Genomic DNA, 17,453 nt, shown 5'->3' with positions numbered 1-17,453 from the left:
GGCAGGACGGGCCATGAACACCGCAGGTAATGCAGCCGAGCATGGCTCGGCTCTTCAGGCTGGCAAGCCGGTGATTGATTTCACCGGCCGCCGCGTACTCATCGCCGGCGGCAGCAAGGGCATTGGCCGTGAAATGGCACTGGCGTTTGCCGGCGCTGGTGCGCAGGTCTCGGTCTGCGCGCGCGGCCAGGCCGGTCTGGATGCCCTGCGTGCCGATGCACGGGTGCAGGGCTACGAACTGCACACGTTCTCCGCCGATCTGGCCGACCCCGGCCAGATCCAGGCCTGGCTGCAGGCCGCCGCCGATGCACTCGGTGGCATCGATGTGCTGGTCAACAACGCCACTGGCTACGGCATGGCCGACGACGAGGACGGCTGGGCCGCCAGCCTGCAGATCGACCTGATGGCGGCCGTGCGTGCATCGCGCCTGGCCCTGCCTTGGCTGCGCGCATCCAGCGACGCCTGCATTCTCAATCTATCTTCGATTGCCGCACAGCAGCCGCGTCCCGGTGGTGCGCCCTACGCCGCCGCCAAGGCCGCGCTGTCGCACTACACCACCTCGCAGGCCCTCGCGCTGGCCAAGGACCGGATCCGCGTCAACGCGATCGCACCGGGCTCGATCGAGTTCGATGACGGCCTCTGGGACCGCCGCCGCACCGAAGATCCCGCCCTGTACCACGGTACGCTGGCGAAGATTCCGTTCGGTCGCTTCGGCCACCCGCGTGAGATCGCCGATGCCGCCCTGTTCCTGTGCTCGCCGCTGGCGCGCTGGATCACCGGCCATGTGCTCAACGTGGATGGTGGCCAGGTGTTGATGGGCTGACACCGGCACTCCGGTAGTTGCCAACCTTGGTTGGCATGCCTTTCGTCGACCAAGGTCGACGTCTACCACAGCTGGAATGCCTTTCGTCGACCAAGGTCGACGCCTACCACGGCTGGAATGCCTTTCGTCGACCAAGGTCGACGCCTACCACGGCTGGAATGCGGTTCGTCGACCAAGGTCGAGGCCTGCCTGGCTGAAATGCCCTGCGTCGACCAAGGTCGACGCCTGCCATCGCATCCGCCGGGCATGGGATTGCCCGGGCAGAGGCACTATCATGTGCACACTGCCAAGGAGGACCCCGATGAGCGTGGCACCCCGACAGATAAGCGCCCTGGCCGTGGTCAGCCTGGTCATGGGCATCGCCAGCTGGACCGTCCTGCCCTTCGTGGCCAGCATCGTGGCCATCATCTCCGGCCACATGGCCCGCGCCGAGATCCGCCGCCGCCCGCATGAACTGGAAGGCGATGGCCTGGCCGTCACCGGTCTGGTACTGGGCTGGGTGATGGTCGGCGCGGTGATCGCCGCCATCCTGGTCTTCATCCTGTTCTTCGGCGGCCTGGCCTGGCTCGCTGCGATGTCGAACTGACTGCCATGACCGCCTCCGACAGCACTGAACGCTTCAGCAGCCGCGTCGCCGATTACGTCCGCTACCGGCCCGATTACCCACCCGCGCTGCTGGAATGGCTGCACGGCCCGATGGGCGTCAGCCGCGAGGCGCTGGTCGCCGACATCGGCGCCGGTACCGGTATTTCCAGCCGCCAGTTCCTGGCCAGCGGCCATCCGGTAGTCGCGGTTGAACCCAACGCCGCCATGCGCGCCGCGGCCGAGCAATGGCTGGCACCGCAGTACCCGCAGTTCCGCGCGGTCGACGGCCGCGCCGAGGCCACCACACTGGACGACACCAGCATCGATCTGGTCAGCGTCGCGCAGGCCTTCCACTGGTTCGACACCGTGGCGGTGCGCGCCGAGTGGCAGCGCATCCTGCGTCCGGATGGCCAGGCACTGATCTACTGGAATTCGCGCCTGCTCGATGCCAGTCCGTTCCTGGTCGGCTACGAACAGCTGCTGCTGGATTACGGCACCGACTACTCCGCCGTGGCCGAGCGCTACCAGGACGATGCCACCATGCAGGCCTGGTTCGGCCCCGGCCTGCGCGGCATGGTGGAGCTGCCGAACGTGCAGCACCTGGACTTCGACGCCCTGCGCGGGCGCCTGCTGTCCTCCTCCTATGCCCCGCAAGCCGGTCATCCGCGCCACGCGCCGATGATCGACGCTTTGCAGGACCTGTTCGCCGCCCACGCGGTCGACGACCAGGTCGCTTTTGAATATCGAACCCGAGCCTTCCTCGGCACGCTGGACTGAACCGACGCATGTATTCGCTTGCCCGCCCCTTCCTGTTCTCGCTCGACGCCGAGCGCGCCCACGGCCTTGGCCTGTCCGCACTGGACCTGGCCTACCGCACCGGCACCACGCCGCTGCTGGCCGCACGCATCGCGCCGATGCCCAGCACGGTGTTCGGGTTGACCTTCCCCAATCCGGTCGGCCTGGCCGCCGGCCTGGACAAGAATGGCGAGCACATCGATGCGCTGTTCGCGCTGGGTTTCGGCTTCGTCGAAATCGGCACCATCACGCCGCGCCCGCAGGCCGGCAATCCGCAGCCGCGCCTGTTCCGCCTGCCGGAACACAACGCGATCATCAACCGCATGGGCTTCAACAATGCGGGCGTGGACGCGCTGGTGCGCAACGTCGAGCGCGCGCGCAACCGCCGCGGCCTGCTCGGCATCAACATCGGCAAGAACAAGGACACCCCGAACGAACAGGCCGTGGACGATTACATCGCCTGCCTGGACAAGGTGTACCCGCTGGCCGACTACATCACTGTCAACATTTCCTCGCCCAACACCGCCGGCCTGCGTGAACTGCAGGAAGAAACCGCGCTGCGCCAGCTGGTCAGCCAGTTGCGCGACCGCCAGGAAGATCTCGCGGCCCGCCACGGTCGCCGCGTGCCGATGCTGGTCAAGGTGGCGCCCGACCTGAGCGAGCGCGACATCGATGCCGCTGCCCGCGTGCTGGGCGAACTGCAGGTGGACGGCGTGATCGCCACCAACACCACCATCGATCACAGCAAGGTGGCCGGCGACCCGCTGGCCAACGAGGCCGGTGGCCTGTCCGGCGCGCCGGTGCTGGAGCAGTCCACCCTGGTACTGCGCCGTCTGCGTTCGCGCCTGCCCGAATCGGTGCCGTTGATCGGTGTTGGCGGCATCCTGTCCGGTGCCGACGCCGTGGCCAAGATGGCCGCAGGCGCAGCCCTGGTGCAGTGCTACAGCGGCCTGATCTTCCGTGGCCCGGCCCTCGTCTCCGAATGCGTGGAGGCGATCCGTCGCCGCCGCGAAGCGCCGAGCCGCGGCGCGGTGGCCCCACTGTGAGCGCGCCCATGGATACCGTCGACGGCAACGCCCCGCTGCGCTGGACGCTCACCCGCAATGCGCCGCTGCAGGCCCTGAACACCTTCCATGTGCAGGCCAGCGCCGCTCAGCTGCTGGAACTGCACGATCCCACGCTGCTGCCGGAAGTGCTGGCATTGCCCGAAGTGGCCAGCGGCCCGCTGCTGGTGCTGGGTGCCGGCAGCAACGTGCTGATCGCCGAGGATCTGCCGGGCACCGTGCTGGTGTTCGGCAACCGTGACATCAGCTTCCTTGAGCATCGCGCCGACCATGCCGTGATCCGCGCCGGTGCCGGTGTGCCGTGGCACGGCCTGGTGATGTGGTCGCTGCAGGAAGGCCTGTCCGGCCTGGAGAACCTGGCCCTGATTCCCGGCACCGCCGGTGCCGCGCCGATCCAGAACATCGGCGCCTACGGCGCGCAGGTCGGCGAGTTCATCCAGGCCGTCGAAGCCTGGGACTGCCAGGAGCAGGCCTGGGTGCGGCTGGACAACGAACAGTGTGGCTTCGCCTACCGCGACAGCGTGTTCAAGCAGCAGATGGACCGCTACCTGATCACCGCCATCGAACTGAAGCTGCCACTGCTGCATGACCTGCGCATGGACTACGCCGGCATCCGCGAGGAACTACAGGCACAGGGTGTGGAGCTGCCCAGTGCGGTGGACGTGGCCAATGCGGTGATCGCGATCCGCCGCCGCAAGCTGCCCGACCCGGATGTACTGGGCAACGCCGGCAGCTTCTTCAAGAACCCGGTGCTGCCGCTGGAACAGGTCGACGTGCTGCTGCAGCACTTCCCCGAGCTGCCGGTGTTCCCGTCCGACCAGGACGGCAAGCGCAAGGTCTCGGCGGCCTGGATGATCGAGTCCTGCGGCTGGAAGGGCTTCCGCGAAGGCGATGCCGGCGTTGCGCCGAGCCACGCACTGGTGCTGGTCAACCACGGCAACGCCACCGGCGCTGAACTGCTGGCGCTGGCGCGACGCATCTCTGCTTCCGTGCTGGAGAAGTTCGGCGTGCCAATCGAACCGGAGCCCCGCCTGCTCGGCGCACAGTGGTGAACACCCCCGCCCTCTCCCCCAGCGCCACCCCGATGCGGGCGGCGCTGCTGATGCTCGGCAGCACGATGGCCTTCGGCCTGATGGCCGTGGCGATCCGCTATGCCACGCGCTACGTGCCCACCCAGGAAGTGGCGTTCTTCCGCAATGCCTTCGGCCTGCTGGCACTGCTGCCGATGCTGCTGCGGCCAGGCCACGCGCCGCTGAAGACCCAGCAGCTGCCGCGCTACTTCGTGCGCAGTGCGATCGGCCTGGGTTCGATGCTGTGCGCCTTCTGGGCACTGGGCCACCTGCCACTGGCGCAGGCGGTGTCGCTCTCCTACTCCACGCCGCTGTTCGTCACCATCGCCGCCGTGCTGTGGCTGGGCGAGACCGTGCGCGTGCGCCGCTGGGCCGCCGTCGTCGTCGGCTTCATCGGTGTACTGGTGATCGTGCGTCCCGGCACCGCCGGTTTCACCGCTGGCAGTCTGGTCGCGGTGGCCGCTGCCGTGCTGAGTTCGCTGGTGGCGATCCAGATCAAGCAGCTGACCCGCATCGACAGCGCCGACACCGTGGTGCTCTATACCTACGTGTTCTGGGTGCCGCTGTCGCTGATCCCGGCAGTGTTCGTCTGGGTCTGGCCGACCGGCGTGGCGTGGCTGTGGCTGCTGGCCACCGGCGTGCTCGGCACCATCGGCCAGCTGCTGTGGACGCGTGCGCTGCGCCTGGGCGAAGTCTCGGCACTGACCCCGATCAGCTTCCTGCAACTGCCACTGGTGACGCTGTTCGGCTGGCTGCTGTTCAACGAAACGGTGGACCGCTGGACCATCATCGGTGCCGGCATCATCCTCGCCGCCAACGCCTACATCGCCCATCGCGAGGCCGTGCTGTCGCGCCGCGCCGCAAGCGCAGCGGCCTCGGCGGCAGCCAAGCCCGCCGAGTAGATCCGCGCCATGCGCGGATGATTCCTGTCCGCCCGATCAACGATGGCGGCACAAAGAGCTGCCGAGCGTAACTGTAGAGTCGAGCCATGCTCGACTCATCGCGCGAAGCGCGACGGTTCACCCATGGCAGGTGACGTGCATTTACAACGCGCGATACACCCGCTCCGCCGCATCGAACACATTGCCCGGCGCGAACTGCTCGCCCAGGTAATGCAGCGACTGCCGGCGCAGTTGCGGCGAGCGCTCCTCACCATCGCTGCCCAGCAGCACCTGCTGGAACTCGATCAGGTCCTGCAGGATGCGCCAGTGCCGGTACCAGGCGATCCAGCGCGGGTCGCCACGGTCGCTGCCGTAGCCGTCCTCGAAGCCCAGCGGATTCTCGCGCCCCCAGCGCCCGCCAACCGCCGCACCGATGAACATCAGGTCGCGCTCGCGCGGTGCCAGCGACAGGCCATCCCAATCGATCAGGTGCAGCCCACCGTCATTGCCCATCAGCAGGTTGCCGGCATGCAGATCGGTGTGGCACAGATGCAGGTCTACCGGTACGTCCTGCAAGGCCGCGAGCAGTTCCCGTGCCTGTGAATGCAGCGCCGCGATGCGCGCATGCTGCTGGTCCCATACCGAAACGAATGCGCGGCCCAGCCCGTCCTTCGCGGCCGCCAGGCCCTCGCCGGCCAACCACTGCCCGACGGTCTCCAGCGCCGCGGTTTCCAGCCGGACGATCGGCAGCGCCTGCTGTAGTTCCGCTGGCAGCTGCGCGCCGTGCAGGCGCCGCAGCACCTCACCCAGCCGTTTCCACTGCGTGCGGCTCAACGCCGCCTCGAACCCGGACTGGCCTTCCACATAAGGGAACAGGGTGAACTGCAATCCCCAGCGCTGTACCGACGCACCACCGGTCAGTGCCGGCCACGGCGCGACGATCTCATCGATACCCAACGTGCCGCGCATCCAGTGCAGGCTGTCCCACACCGATGGGTCGACCTGGTAGGTGCGGCATTTCAACCACCACTGCCCGTGCCGCGCATCGACGCGATACACGCTGGCATTGGCGTCGGCGCCCACCGGGCGTGGCACCACGGCGGTGGGGGTGATGCCATAGGATTGTTGCAGGACTTCGCCGAGATGCTGCGCCGAAGCGAATGACATGGATGCAAGCGGAAAGTGTTACCTGCCACCACTATCGCAGATGCGCTCGCCACGACACAGACATGTCCGTCACAACATCGCGTCGGCACGACCAGAGAACTAGCCTGCAATACGGCGCATCACCGCCTCCAGTGGACCGCGCGCGAACTGCCATGACCACAGCCACGCCGCAGCGGTCGCCAGCATCAGGAACAGCAGCGCCCACAACAGCACCGACGCGAGCGAGGCACTGCCATCAAGCAGGCCCAGGCTTTCCAGCGTGCCCATGCCCAGCAGGATGTGACCCACATACAGGGTCAGGGTCATGCGCCCGGCCGCGGTGAACGGCTCCAGCCAGTCGCCCGGGCGTACACGCGTCAGCCACAGGCAGGCGGCGATGACACTGCAGGCCGCGCCCGCACCAGTAAGCACGTAGGCGGGTCCCGGCGGCATCGGCTGCGTTCCCAGCCACGCCTGCCAGGGCGTTCCGTGCGCAAGATGCTGCACGCCATGACCGGCGCCGATAAGCAGCAGCCCCAGCACCAGCAATGCATGCTGCACCCGCGGCTGCGACAACTGAAGGCGCGCCAGCAGCATGCCCAGCAGGAAGAAGCACAGCCACGGCATCAACGGGTGGAAGCCATTGAACAGCAGGTTGCGGGCCGCGCCCGGCCATTGCCACAGACCGGTGTATTCCAGCGTCTGCCAGTTCCATCCCTGGCTGTAGTCCCAGTGCAGCAACGCCCAGAACGAACAGGCCGCCAGGCCCACGATGCTGGCCAGCAACACCCGCGGCGAGGCACGCAGCCACAGCACTGCCAACGCGAAATACACCGCGTAGTAGTGCAGGATATCGGCCGGGAACAGGGTCAGGTTGAGCAGGCCCAGCACCATCAGGAACAGCGCGCGCCTCCAGGTCTGCACGCTGGCCGGCCACCACCCTTGCCGCTGCGTGGCCAGCACCAGGCCCAAGCCGGCCAGCGTAACGAACGTCGCCGAAGCCTTGCCTTCCAGCAGATGGAAGAACCCTGCCAGCCAACCCTCACCCTCTGCCGGCACAGCCATCGCCAGACGGAAATTCACCAGCACCATGCCGGCCAGTGCCAGGTAGCGGGCCAGGTCCAGTCCGTGCAGCCGCCGGTCCACGACGCTCATGCGCGTGCCCCGAGCAGCAGCGCGAGCAGGCCAAGATCCAGCGATGCTTCATCGGCGCCCTCGGCTTCGCCCAGCCCCCGACGCAGCGCATCGCTTTCGATGGCATCCAGCAGCACCTGCGCCTGCAGTGCCGGCGCCAGTACGGGACGCCGACGTTCGCGCTGTGCCATCTGCTGCAGGGCTTCGGCCAGCGTCGCCTGCAATTGCCTGCGATTGGCCGCGAAGGCCTCGGCGACGGCCGGATTGCGTGCACTCTCGGCCAGCACCTCCACTGCAAGTGTTGCCCACTCCGGCTGCCGGCACAGCGCATGGAAGTCCTGCAGGAAGGCCATCACCTGTGTGCGTTCGCCATCGGACGCGGCCAGTCGCTGCAGCAACGGTGCCAGTTCTTCGCTCTCGGCCACCGCCACCGCAAGGATGATCGCTTCCTTGCCCGGGAAGTGGTTGTAGAGATTGCCCAGGCTGACGCCGGCCGCCTGCGCGATGTCACGCATGCTGGTCTGGTGGAATCCCTTCACGAGGAAGCACTGCAAGGCGGCCTGCAGGATCTGTGCGATGCGTTGCTCGTTGCGGTCGGCTCGGTTCATGGCGCAAATAGTGAACGAACGTTCGTCCAATTAGAAGCTGACGATCCGGCCGACGTCGGGCTCCGTTCAGCCAGCCTTGACCTCAACTGCGGTTGAGGCCCGATGCTGCGTGGCCTGTCCCACGCTCAACCCGGAGTTCCTGCATGCCACGGATGATCACCACCCTGCTCGACAGCCGCGTGCTGTGGTTCCTCGCGCGGCTGTTGCTGGCCGTGGTGTTCCTGTCCTCGGGCCTGGCCAAGCTGCTGGCGTGGGACAACAGCGTGGCCGAAATGCAGGCCGCCGGATTGCAACCACCTGTGCTGTTCAACATCGCCAGCGCCGTGGTGCTGCTGGGCGGCGCACTGTGCCTGCTGCTCGATCGCCTGCTCTGGCTGGGCAGCGGCGCGCTGGCGGTGTTCATGCTGCTGACCATCGTCATCGTGCATACCTTCTGGAACAAGCACGGTGCCGAACAGCAACTGGCCCTGTTCTTCGCGTTGGAGCACCTGAGCGTGGTCGGTGGCCTGATCTGCGCGGCCATCGCCAGCCATGCGCGGGCTCAGAAGAACTCGTCGAGCAACCGGTAGAACGCCAGCCGGCGCTCGTCGGCCACCGCGCCGTAGCGTTGGAACAACGGCGCGACCCAACGCGTGTCGCCGAAGTTGTGGACCAGGCTGCGCGCGGCCAGCGCCAGGTCCTGGTAGCGGTCGGCCACACCCAGCCGGCCACAGTCGATGAAGCCACTGAAGCGGCCCTCGACCGCCATCAGGTTCGGCAGGCAGGCGTCTCCGTGGCTGACCACCAGGTCTTCATGGTCGGGCTGGGTGCTGCACAGTTCGGCGAAGACCTGCTGCGGACTCTGGCCCAGGCGTTCGTCATCGAAATCATCGGCATCCACCAGGCCCGCTTCAACGCGGGCCTGCGCGACCTGCACGCGCGACGCCAGTCGCTGGTCGAACGGACAGGCTGCCACCGGCAACGCATGCAGCCCGCGTAGCCCGTCGGCCAGCAGCTCCACCAGCTGCTGCGGCGCGAGCTCCGGCGACGAGGCCAGGTCGCGGCCAGGCAGCGCGCTCATCAGCAACCAGCGCCGGCCCGCCTCTTCGGCAGTGGCAATCACCGTTGGCACCGACTGTCCCTGTGCCTGCAGCCAACGCAGGCGCGCGATTTCATCGCCCAGCTCACTGAAGGCGTCGATCACTTCCGACTTCAGGAAGGCATCGGCCTGGCCCGGCCGATGCACGCGGGCAACATCCGCACGCGACACACCGATCGATTGCCGCTCGATGCGCGCATCGGCCAACGCCTCCTGCCACGCACACGGCAGAGGCATGTCATCAGTGATGGATTCGGGTGCTTCCATGCCGAGGTGTTCCTGTTGCCGGTGACCCCACGGATTCTCGCTCATCCTGCATGGACCGCAGCCAACAACAACGCGGAAAGGTACATGCCCAGGCCGAACACACTGTGCGCCACCAGGCTGCGCAGGCGCGCCTTGCCCGGCGCCGGGGTCTTTGAAGCGGCAATGCCCGCGCCCATGCCCGGCTGCAGGATGAGGAACGGTGCGGCGACGCTGAGGATGCCGAAGGCCAGCGCCGGCCACAGTGTCGGCGCCTGCACCCAACCGTTCCCCACCACGGCCAGCAGCAACGCGGCGAAGACCACACCGATCACGTAATGCGCGGTCCAGCCCAGCGCGCGCTCGCCACTGACCGCTGCCGAGCGGCCGATGCCATCGTGGCGGAAGCGCCCGCGCGGCAGATGCCCCAGCCAGCGGCCCACCATCGCGAAATCCAGCGAGGGAATGCCGAGCAGCCGCCGCTGCACCAGCGCCCACAGGTCCATCACAGCGGTCGCTCCCACGCCGACTACCACCGAATCCATCACGAATGTCGCCAGGCCAGCCATATCGCACACCTTCAATTATTTGCTTGAATGATAGAGCGATGCTAGCGTCCGCCGCATGAACGCTGCAACAGAGCCACCGCTCTCACCGCTGGAAGCCTTGGCCGAAATCGCCCGCACGCTCGGCCATGCCCATCGCCTGGCCCTGCTGGAGCACATCGCCCAGGGCGAACGCGCAGTGGAGCGCCTGGCCGAACTGACCGGGCTGTCGGTGGCCAATACCTCCCAGCATCTGCAGCAGCTGCGCCGTGCCGGCCTGGTTCAGACCCGACGCGATGGCAAGCGCATCCTCTACCGCAGTGGTGATGGCCCGCTGGGCAACCTGCTGGCCGCGCTGCGCGACTATGCCGACCACCAGCGCAGCGAGATGCACGGCGTGATCCACGACAGCCTGCAGCGCCGCGATGCTCTGGAAGGCCTGACTGTCGAGCAGTTGCTGGAACAACGCAGCAGCGTGGTGCTGCTGGATGTGCGGCCGCGTGAGGAATTCGATCTGGGACACCTGCCCGGCGCGCTGAACATTCCCGTTACGGAACTGCGTGCACGGATGGACGAACTGCCGCGTGCCGTCCACATTGTCGCGTACTGCCGCGGTCCCTACTGCGTGCTGTCCAACGATGCGGTGGCGATGCTGCGCGAGGCCGGACTGACCGCGCAGCGGCTCGCCGCCGGTTACCCCGAATGGAAGGCCGCCGGCCTGCAGGTGGACCTGCCCCGGCACTGAGCGAGACACCGGTCATGGATGATGTGTTTGCCCCGTTGATCGATGCGACCTGGCGCAGCGTGTTCTCCGGGCAGCGCATGCTGCAGGATGATCCACTGCTGCAGTTGGCGTGCAGCGATGATTTCGATGAGGGCGAGGACGGCATGCTGCTGCAGCCGGTCGTGGGCCCCGCGCGCGCACTGCTGCGCCCGGCCCTGGCCGCTCGCCTGCAACTGCACGCGCAGCCGCACTGGACGCTCCCGCAGTTGCAACTGCGCCTGCAGCAGCTCGGCCAGCGCACGCATGGCGCGGATCGCGTCTTCTACTTCCCCGCCGCAGAACTTGCGGCCCTGGCCGAGCGCCCTGCACCGCCACATATCCGCCGTCTTGGCCCGGCCGACGCAGCCGCGTTCGACGGGTTCCAGGCCAGCGCGAGCGAGGAGGATCTGGATGCCGCCTGGGTCGAGCTGGACCACTGGCAGGTGTTCGGCGCCTTCGATGGCGAGCGGCTGGTTACCGCGGGAAGCATGTACCCGTGGAGCCTGGATCCAGCCCTCGCCGACATGGGCGTGCTGACCCTGCCCGAGGCCCGCGGTCGCGGGCACGCGCGCCAGCTGGTACACGCCATGGCCGTGTCCGCGCAGGCGGCCGGGCTGCAGCCTCAGTACCGTTGCCAGCTCGACAACACCGCCTCGATCATTACCGCCGAGCACAGCGGCCTGCGCGCGTTCGCCGACTGGGACACCATTCTGGCTGCCGACTGAGGCCGCCGCAGTACAACAAGGAAGCAACATGAAATTGATGGTCATCGGCGCCAGCAGGGGCCTCGGTCGGGCGTTCGTGGAAGGCCTGTGCAGTGCAGGCGACACCGTCATCGGCGTTTCACGCAACCGACCGCGCGATATTAAATGCCCCGAGGGCGTCACCCTGCAGTGGATCGAAGCCGATCTGTCCCAGCCGACCGTGGCTGCCGACCACATCGCAGCACAGGCACCTGCCGATCTGGATGTGCTGATCCACAACCTGGGCATCTGGGAACAGACCGCCTTCAGCGACGAGTACGCCTTCCTCGACGAAACCGATGCCGCGCTCACCCAACTGGTCGACGTCAACATCACCGCCACCCTGGTGCTGCTGCAGCGCCTGCTGCCGCGGGTGCTGGGCGCGCCACGCCCGCAGCTGGTGCTGACCGGCTCGACCTCGGCACTGCCACGCAGCGGCCGCCCGGAAGTGGCGTTCGGCGCATCCAAGTTCGCGCTCAACGGCATCGCCGATGCACTGCGCGAGGGCTTCCGCGATCGCCGCCTGGCGGTGACCAGCCTGCAGCTGGGCTACCTCAACACCGACGATGCACTTTCAGTGCCGGTGGCCGAGGCCGCAGCGCGCGGCGACGGCGAGCTGGTGCCGGTGCACGACGTCGTTGCGATGGTGCGCGCGTTGCTGCGGCTGTCACCGTCCGGCTTCGTGCGCGAACTGGTGCTGCCGGCCATCGCCGACCCGCGCTACTGACCGACTCTGCGCAGGCCAGGCTCGACCTCTTCGCGCAACAGGTACCCGAGCACGATGGCGGTCAGCACGGTCGCCATCGCCAGGACAAACAGCTGGCCACGGACGGCCTCCATGTATGCCTGGGCCAGCGCCGTTCTCGAAACGCCGGGCAATGCCTCCACCGCTCCGCCAAGGTCGCCCATGGACAGCCTGTGCACGGCGGCACGGGCCACGACGCTGGCCTCAAGCGCCATACTCCCACCAATGCGGGATGAGAGCATGATGCCGACAAGCGCGAGGGCAATGGAATCGCCTGCCAGTCGCATTGCGTTGAAGATGCCCGCGGCCATGCCTGCCTGCTCTTTGCCAACCACGCTGACCGCCAGGCCATCCATGATCCCCCAAGGCAGACCGATGCCGATCCCGATGACCAGCATCGGCATCCAGCGCACAGAAGGTAGCTGGAACACCTGCGCCAGCCATGCCAGCCCAAGCGCGCCGATCAACAGGCCCGCACAACACAGCGTCCGCGCCGGAATCCAGCGCAGCAGGTGACCCGCAACCAGGGGAACAACCAGCAAGGGTGCAGACAGTGCTGCCATCGCCAGTCCAGCTTCGGTGGGCCGCAGCCCTTCAACACCGATGAACCCCGCCGGCAGCACCACCAGAAGGACGACGTACGAGAACGCAGGCGCAGCGGCGAGAATCTGCACGCCGACAAAGCGCCGGTTGCGGAACAGCCCGAGATCCAGCAGCGGTGTTCGATGGGAGCGCTCGACGGCAATGAACGCGGCCAGCAACACCATCGAGAGCGCCAGCAGTACCAGCGTCTGCGGATGCAACAGGCCGCGTTCCGGCAGCACGATCATGGCGTAGGTGAGTGCCCCCAGCGCCAGCATGAAGGTGACGGCGCCCAGCCAATCCAGGCGTGGCGAACCGGTGCTCTTCGATTCGACGGATGACAGGGCGACCAACGGTACGGTCAGGGCGGCCAGCAACGCAGGCAGGAAGAACACCCATTCCCAGCCCAGCGCATCGATCAATCCGCCTGCCAGCAGCGGACCGCCTGCGGCTCCTGCACCAAAGGTGGTGCCGATCAGGCTGAACACCCTGGCCCGCGCCTGGCCGTCGAACACCTGCGCCAGCGACGCCATCGCACCGGCAAACGCAGCCGACGCCGCCATCCCCTGAAGCAGTCGCAGTGCATTGATCCACGCCACATCGGGCATCAAGGGGATCAGGCCGGTGACGAGCGCAAACGACGCGCCGCCCAGAAGCCAGATCCGGCGCCTGCCATGCAGATCGGCCAGCCCACCGGCCACCAGCGTGGTGCAGCCGTAGGTCAACAGATAAGCGTTGATGATCCAGGACAACGCCGCAGGCGAACCACCCAGCGCGGCGCGGATGGCGGGAATGCCCACGGCGGGGCTGGCAATGCTCAACGGAATGGTGAGCGCCGTCAGGCAGCCCGCCAGCACCACTCCAAAGCGTGATGATCCGGCCGTCTCAGCAGAGGCAACAGACATGTCGATGAAGCTCCAGCGTGGCCAGGCGCCACCCCATTGATGCTATCGACGACGCTATCGCGTAAAAATCCATCGTTGTGTCCGTGCTTTAATGACATGAACGTCATCAATGGCCACGTCATGGACAGCTTTGCCGGTCTCAGCCTCTTCGTTCTGGTCGCCGAGGCACGCAGCTTCGCGGCCGCAGCACGACAGCGTGGCATCACCCCTTCGGCGGCAAGCAAGACCATCGCCCGGCTGGAAGAGCGCCTGGGTGCCCGCCTGCTGAATCGCAATACCCGCAGCGTCAGCCTGACTGCCGAAGGCGAGCAGTTCCTTGAACGCTGCCGTCGCATCATGACCGAGGTCGCCGCAGCGGAGCGCGAGCTGACCGACGCCCAGGCCGCGCCCAGCGGTCGCCTGAAGGTCAGTCTTCCACTCGCCAGCGGACTGATGCTGCCGGTGCTATCGGCCTTTGCGCACCGCTTTCCCGCCATTGAACTCGACCTGCACTTCAGCGACCGTCTTGTCGATGTCATCGAGGAGGGCTTCGACGCCGTTGTCCGCACGGGCAACCCCGCCGACTCCAGGCTGCACGGCCGCAACCTCGGCAGTGCCCGCCTGCTCTGTGTGGGCGCCCCTGCGTACTTCGCCAAGCGCGGCACGCCACAGCACCCGGAGGATCTGAGCGGCCACGCGTGCCTTCTCCATCGCTTTCCCGGCACCGGCCTGATCGAACGTTGGCCGCTGCCCACGCATGAGGGAGGCACTGAGCCACGGCTGACTACCGCAATGACCGCCAATCATCTTGAGACGATCCTGCACATGGCCATTGATGGCCATGGCATTGCGTGCCTGCCCGACTTCGCCACGCGTGATGCGCTGGACCGCGGTGAACTCGTCAGCGTCCTGGACCCATGGAGCACCGAGCGCAGCACCTTCTGGGCCCTCTGGCCAAGCCATCGCCATCAGCAGCCGCGTGTACGCGCGTTTGTCGATTTCATGGCCGACCACCTCCTGCCCGAACCCAGCCAGTGCAATTGAACCTGCGCCCTGCTGCGACTACGCTGCTCGTCACTGGCCGTCGGTCACAGGCGGGAACCTGCTATGGATGCGCTTTCACGGGTCTCGGCCCAGGTCCTGGACAGCGCCCTGCCCAGCCTGCCGCTGTACCTGCTGCAGGCCACGGCGGTGATCGGCATGATCGGCGTGCTGCTGATCGCCACCCGCCGCGCCGGGCACGCCATTGAAGGCCGTCGCCTGTATGTCGGCGTGGCGCTGGGCCTGATCTACCTGTTCAATTCCTGGTTCGTGGCCCGTTACACCCAGGGTGTGGTCAAGCTGCACCTCGGCTTCGACATCCTGCTGGTCAGTGGCCTGCTGGGCGGTTGGCGCGGCGGCCTGACCTGCCTGGCCGCCAGCCTGCTGGCGCGCTACCAGTTTGCCGGCACCCAGTATTTCCTGCCGGCCGGCCTCGAGGCCACGCTGCAGATGCTGGCCGGCGTCTGGCTGCGCAGGCGCCTGCACCCGCGCATGCTCAATGAGCTCTCGCTGCGCGTGATCCTGCAGGCCTGGGGCGTGCGTATCGCCGTCACTGCGTTGGGCCTGGCACTGGGCGTCGCAATCATCGGCGCCAATCAGCTGCCCGTGGAGGAGTTGGCAATCCAGCGCCTGCTGGCACTGCCACTATCGCTGCTGATGCTGGGCGCGGTGTTCGCGCTGGTCTACAACGATGCGCAGATCGATGCACAGCGTCAGCGCGAACAGGCCTGGCTGCGCATCGATCCGATCAGTGGCCTGCCCAACATGCGTGCACTTGGCGAACGCCTGCAGCATTACTGGCGCGACAACGACGGCATCGGCAAGGCCTGCCTGATCGTGGCCGAGATGGGCAACCTGCGCGATCTGCGCCTGCGCTACGGGCCGCTGCAGGACAACGGCCTGTGGCAGCGCGACAGCACCGACGAGGTGCATCGGCTGCTGCCCTCGCTGCCAGCCGGGCAGCTGGAGATCTACCAGTTCGGCGATGCCGCGCTGGCGATCCTGGTGCGCGACCTGACCTTGTTCGAACTGCGCACGCAGCCGCAGATCACCGAGCTGGCCAGCAACCTGGCCGATCGGGTCGGCCGCGATTGGCCCGGCTTCCGGCCGCTGTTCCGCTGTGCGGTGGTCGAACTGAAGCCCCCCTCCGATGCCGACGAAGGACATCTTCCGTTCCGCGCGATCACCGTGGCGCTGAGTGCGATCGAATCCGGCGTCGTGTTCTTCGACGACCCGATCCAGCGCGACAGCGAGATCGACGCCCTGATCGAAGTCGCCCTCGAACGCTGGCTGCAGCAGGGAGATGCCCCCCTGTGCTACCAGCCCAAGCATCGCCTGCAGGATCGCCAGCTGGTCGGCGCCGAAGCACTGCTGCGCATGCGCGACGGCGAGGGCCGGCTGATCGCGCCGATGCGGGTGATCTCGCTGCTGCGCCGGCAGGGGCGGTTGGCTGAACTGGAATGGGCCACGCTGCAGTCGGCCATCCACTTCCTGCAGCAGTGCCGACGCGATGGCTCGCAGCTGAAGATCGCCGTGAACGTTTCGGCCGAGTCACTGCGCCTGCCCGACTTCGGCCTGCGCCTGCAGGAATTGCTGGCACTGCACGATGTGCCCGGCGTGATGCTGCGCCTGGAGATCGTCGAATGGACCGAGATCGTCGAACGCGACGTGGTCGATGCCAACATCGCACAGCTGCTGGCGGCGGAGGTCACGCTGTCACTGGATGATTTCGGTGCCGGCTATTCAACCCTGATCCTGCTCTCGCAGCTGGCCATCGCCGAGGTCAAGATCGAGCAGGCGTTGATTGCCACCCTGTCCGACGCCAAGTCGCAGTCGATCGTTCGCTTCATCGTCGAAGTCGCGCATCGCTGCGGTGCGATCGTGGTGGCCGAGGGTACCGAAACCCTCGCGCAGGAACAGCAACTGCGCGCACTGGGTGTGGATGTCGGCCAGGGCTATCTGTACTCGGCGGCGCTGCCGGCCGACGAGTTCCGCCGCTTCGCCGCCAGCTAGACCGCGTAGTAACCCAGGAACATCGCCACCGCCGATTCGGCCACGCGTGCGCGCTCCTGTTCGTTCAACGGCGCCTGCCCCATCGTCACCTGCGGCCAGAATGCAAAGCTCTTCACCAGCCCGTGCAGCTGGTGGCCGGCGAACTCCGGATCGACCTGGCGCAGCCGGCCATCGGCGATTGCCGCGCGGATCCACGCACTCTCACCGCTTTCCTTCTCGCCCATGCGGCAGACGATGGCCTGCGCACGTTCCGGCGAATGGATGATCTCGGCCATTGCCACCCGTGCCAGGTCGATGAAGTTGGCATCACTGAGCAGCTCCAGCTTCTGCCCCAGCAGCTGCATCAGCTGCGCCTGCAGCGGCTGGTCGGCGCGGTACGGCAGTGCGTCGCTGGCCACGCTGCGCTCCCAGAGCTCCTCCAGGATCATCGAGAACAACGCTTCCTTGCTCGGGAAGTGGTTGTAGACGGTGCGCTTGGAGACCCCGGCCACCTCGGCGATGCGGTCCATGCTGGTCGCCTCGTAGCCCGATGCACGGAACTCCTCCACCGCCGCACGCACGATGGCTTCGCGTTTGCGGTCGGTCAGGCGTTGCGGGACACGAGACATGGCGGAAACCGGATAGCTGAACGGACGCCACCATTTTACACCCGGCAGTGTACTTTTGAAAAACACGAAACTACACTGTGCAGTGTACCCAGCGGACGTCAC

Annotated in this window: 19 protein-coding genes; 12 read left to right on the top strand and 7 right to left on the bottom strand. The window is 67.0% G+C overall.

Annotation, left to right across the window (positions count from 1 at the left end):
• Positions 1 to 13: 13 nt before the first annotated feature.
• The 6 genes from MG068_RS09215 (at position 14) to MG068_RS09190 (ending at position 5,239) form a co-directional block, all read left to right on the top strand.
• Positions 14 to 823 carry an SDR family NAD(P)-dependent oxidoreductase gene (locus MG068_RS09215; protein ID WP_071228917.1) on the top strand — a complete coding sequence of 270 codons (810 nt, stop codon included), beginning with the start codon at positions 14 to 16 and terminating at the stop codon, positions 821 to 823.
• Positions 824 to 1,124: 301 nt separating this feature from the next.
• Positions 1,125 to 1,409, top strand: coding sequence for a DUF4190 domain-containing protein (locus tag MG068_RS09210; RefSeq protein ID WP_132809979.1), 285 nt, complete (start codon positions 1,125 to 1,127; stop codon positions 1,407 to 1,409).
• A 5-nt stretch (positions 1,410 to 1,414) separates the two neighbouring features.
• The gene (locus MG068_RS09205) at positions 1,415 to 2,185 is read left to right on the top strand and encodes a class I SAM-dependent methyltransferase (RefSeq protein ID WP_132809978.1); all 771 of its coding nucleotides are present in this window, start codon (positions 1,415 to 1,417) and stop codon (positions 2,183 to 2,185) included.
• 8 nt (positions 2,186 to 2,193) lie between these two features.
• Positions 2,194 to 3,249: a quinone-dependent dihydroorotate dehydrogenase gene (locus tag MG068_RS09200; RefSeq protein WP_032127499.1), complete on the top strand. Its 1,056-nt coding sequence runs from the start codon at positions 2,194 to 2,196 to the stop codon at positions 3,247 to 3,249.
• A gap of 8 nt (positions 3,250 to 3,257) precedes the next feature.
• Entirely contained in the window at positions 3,258 to 4,319 is a 1,062-nt protein-coding gene (gene murB, locus MG068_RS09195; protein ID WP_107431775.1) for a UDP-N-acetylmuramate dehydrogenase, read from the top strand.
• Positions 4,320 to 4,351: 32 nt separating this feature from the next.
• Positions 4,352 to 5,239, top strand: a complete 888-nt coding sequence (locus MG068_RS09190) for a DMT family transporter (protein ID WP_049398545.1) — start codon at positions 4,352 to 4,354, stop codon at positions 5,237 to 5,239.
• Positions 5,240 to 5,380: 141 nt separating this feature from the next.
• Here MG068_RS09190 and MG068_RS09185 read toward each other — a convergent pair whose 3' ends face one another.
• The 3 genes from MG068_RS09185 to MG068_RS09175 all read right to left on the bottom strand — a co-directional run bounded on the left by MG068_RS09185 (position 5,381) and on the right by MG068_RS09175 (position 8,106).
• On the bottom strand, positions 5,381 to 6,385 hold the full coding sequence (locus tag MG068_RS09185; RefSeq protein WP_049462048.1) for an aminoglycoside phosphotransferase family protein: 1,005 nt from the start codon (positions 6,383 to 6,385) through the stop codon (positions 5,381 to 5,383).
• A gap of 99 nt (positions 6,386 to 6,484) precedes the next feature.
• Entirely contained in the window at positions 6,485 to 7,519 is a 1,035-nt protein-coding gene (locus MG068_RS09180) for a DUF418 domain-containing protein (RefSeq protein ID WP_132809977.1), read from the bottom strand.
• Positions 7,516 to 8,106 carry a TetR/AcrR family transcriptional regulator gene (locus MG068_RS09175; RefSeq protein ID WP_049421318.1) on the bottom strand — a complete coding sequence of 197 codons (591 nt, stop codon included), beginning with the start codon at positions 8,104 to 8,106 and terminating at the stop codon, positions 7,516 to 7,518. Before MG068_RS09175 ends, MG068_RS09180 begins: the two co-directional genes overlap by 4 nt.
• Positions 8,107 to 8,249: 143 nt before the next feature.
• Here MG068_RS09175 and MG068_RS09170 point away from each other — a divergent pair, with 143 nt between their 5' ends.
• On the top strand, positions 8,250 to 8,675 hold the full coding sequence (locus MG068_RS09170; protein ID WP_088025763.1) for a DoxX family protein: 426 nt from the start codon (positions 8,250 to 8,252) through the stop codon (positions 8,673 to 8,675).
• Here MG068_RS09170 and MG068_RS09165 read toward each other — a convergent pair.
• Positions 8,648 to 9,451, bottom strand: coding sequence for an APH(3')-II family aminoglycoside O-phosphotransferase (locus MG068_RS09165; protein ID WP_132809976.1), 804 nt, complete (start codon positions 9,449 to 9,451; stop codon positions 8,648 to 8,650). The two genes, MG068_RS09170 and MG068_RS09165, sit on opposite strands and share 28 nt — an antisense overlap.
• A gap of 41 nt (positions 9,452 to 9,492) precedes the next feature.
• Positions 9,493 to 9,996, bottom strand: a complete 504-nt coding sequence (locus tag MG068_RS09160) for a DUF2938 domain-containing protein (protein WP_132809975.1) — start codon at positions 9,994 to 9,996, stop codon at positions 9,493 to 9,495.
• 55 nt (positions 9,997 to 10,051) lie between these two features.
• On the opposite strand from MG068_RS09160, the gene MG068_RS09155 reads away from it, so the two are divergent.
• From MG068_RS09155 to MG068_RS09145, 3 genes are read left to right on the top strand one after another with little or no spacing between them, the layout of a single operon-like run.
• A complete protein-coding gene (locus MG068_RS09155) occupies positions 10,052 to 10,717 on the top strand; it encodes an ArsR/SmtB family transcription factor (RefSeq protein WP_132809974.1) in 666 nt (221 codons plus the stop codon).
• A gap of 14 nt (positions 10,718 to 10,731) precedes the next feature.
• On the top strand, positions 10,732 to 11,460 hold the full coding sequence (locus MG068_RS09150; RefSeq protein ID WP_132809973.1) for a GNAT family N-acetyltransferase: 729 nt from the start codon (positions 10,732 to 10,734) through the stop codon (positions 11,458 to 11,460).
• 28 nt (positions 11,461 to 11,488) lie between these two features.
• Positions 11,489 to 12,205 (top strand): SDR family NAD(P)-dependent oxidoreductase, encoded by a 717-nt coding sequence (locus tag MG068_RS09145; protein WP_132809972.1) that lies wholly within the window; start codon positions 11,489 to 11,491, stop codon positions 12,203 to 12,205.
• On the opposite strand, the gene MG068_RS09140 is transcribed toward MG068_RS09145, so the two are convergent.
• Positions 12,199 to 13,710, bottom strand: coding sequence for an MFS transporter (locus MG068_RS09140; RefSeq protein ID WP_132809971.1), 1,512 nt, complete (start codon positions 13,708 to 13,710; stop codon positions 12,199 to 12,201). The genes MG068_RS09145 and MG068_RS09140 overlap by 7 nt on opposite strands.
• A 96-nt stretch (positions 13,711 to 13,806) precedes the next feature.
• Between MG068_RS09140 and MG068_RS09135 the strand changes: the two genes are divergently transcribed.
• Complete coding sequence (locus MG068_RS09135; protein WP_429000432.1) at positions 13,807 to 14,733, top strand: LysR substrate-binding domain-containing protein; 927 nt, start codon at positions 13,807 to 13,809, stop codon at positions 14,731 to 14,733.
• Positions 14,734 to 14,796: 63 nt separating this feature from the next.
• A complete protein-coding gene (locus MG068_RS09130; protein ID WP_032129744.1) occupies positions 14,797 to 16,743 on the top strand; it encodes an EAL domain-containing protein in 1,947 nt (648 codons plus the stop codon).
• Here MG068_RS09130 and MG068_RS09125 read toward each other — a convergent pair.
• Entirely contained in the window at positions 16,740 to 17,351 is a 612-nt protein-coding gene (locus MG068_RS09125) for a TetR/AcrR family transcriptional regulator (protein WP_132809970.1), read from the bottom strand. The two genes, MG068_RS09130 and MG068_RS09125, sit on opposite strands and share 4 nt — an antisense overlap.
• Positions 17,352 to 17,453 lie beyond the last annotated feature (102 nt).

It is taken from the genome of Stenotrophomonas sp. ASS1, assembly GCF_004346925.1.
In the GTDB taxonomy this organism is placed as follows: Bacteria; Pseudomonadota; Gammaproteobacteria; order Xanthomonadales; family Xanthomonadaceae; genus Stenotrophomonas; species Stenotrophomonas maltophilia_A.
This window is presented reverse-complemented; position numbering and strand designations above follow the sequence as displayed.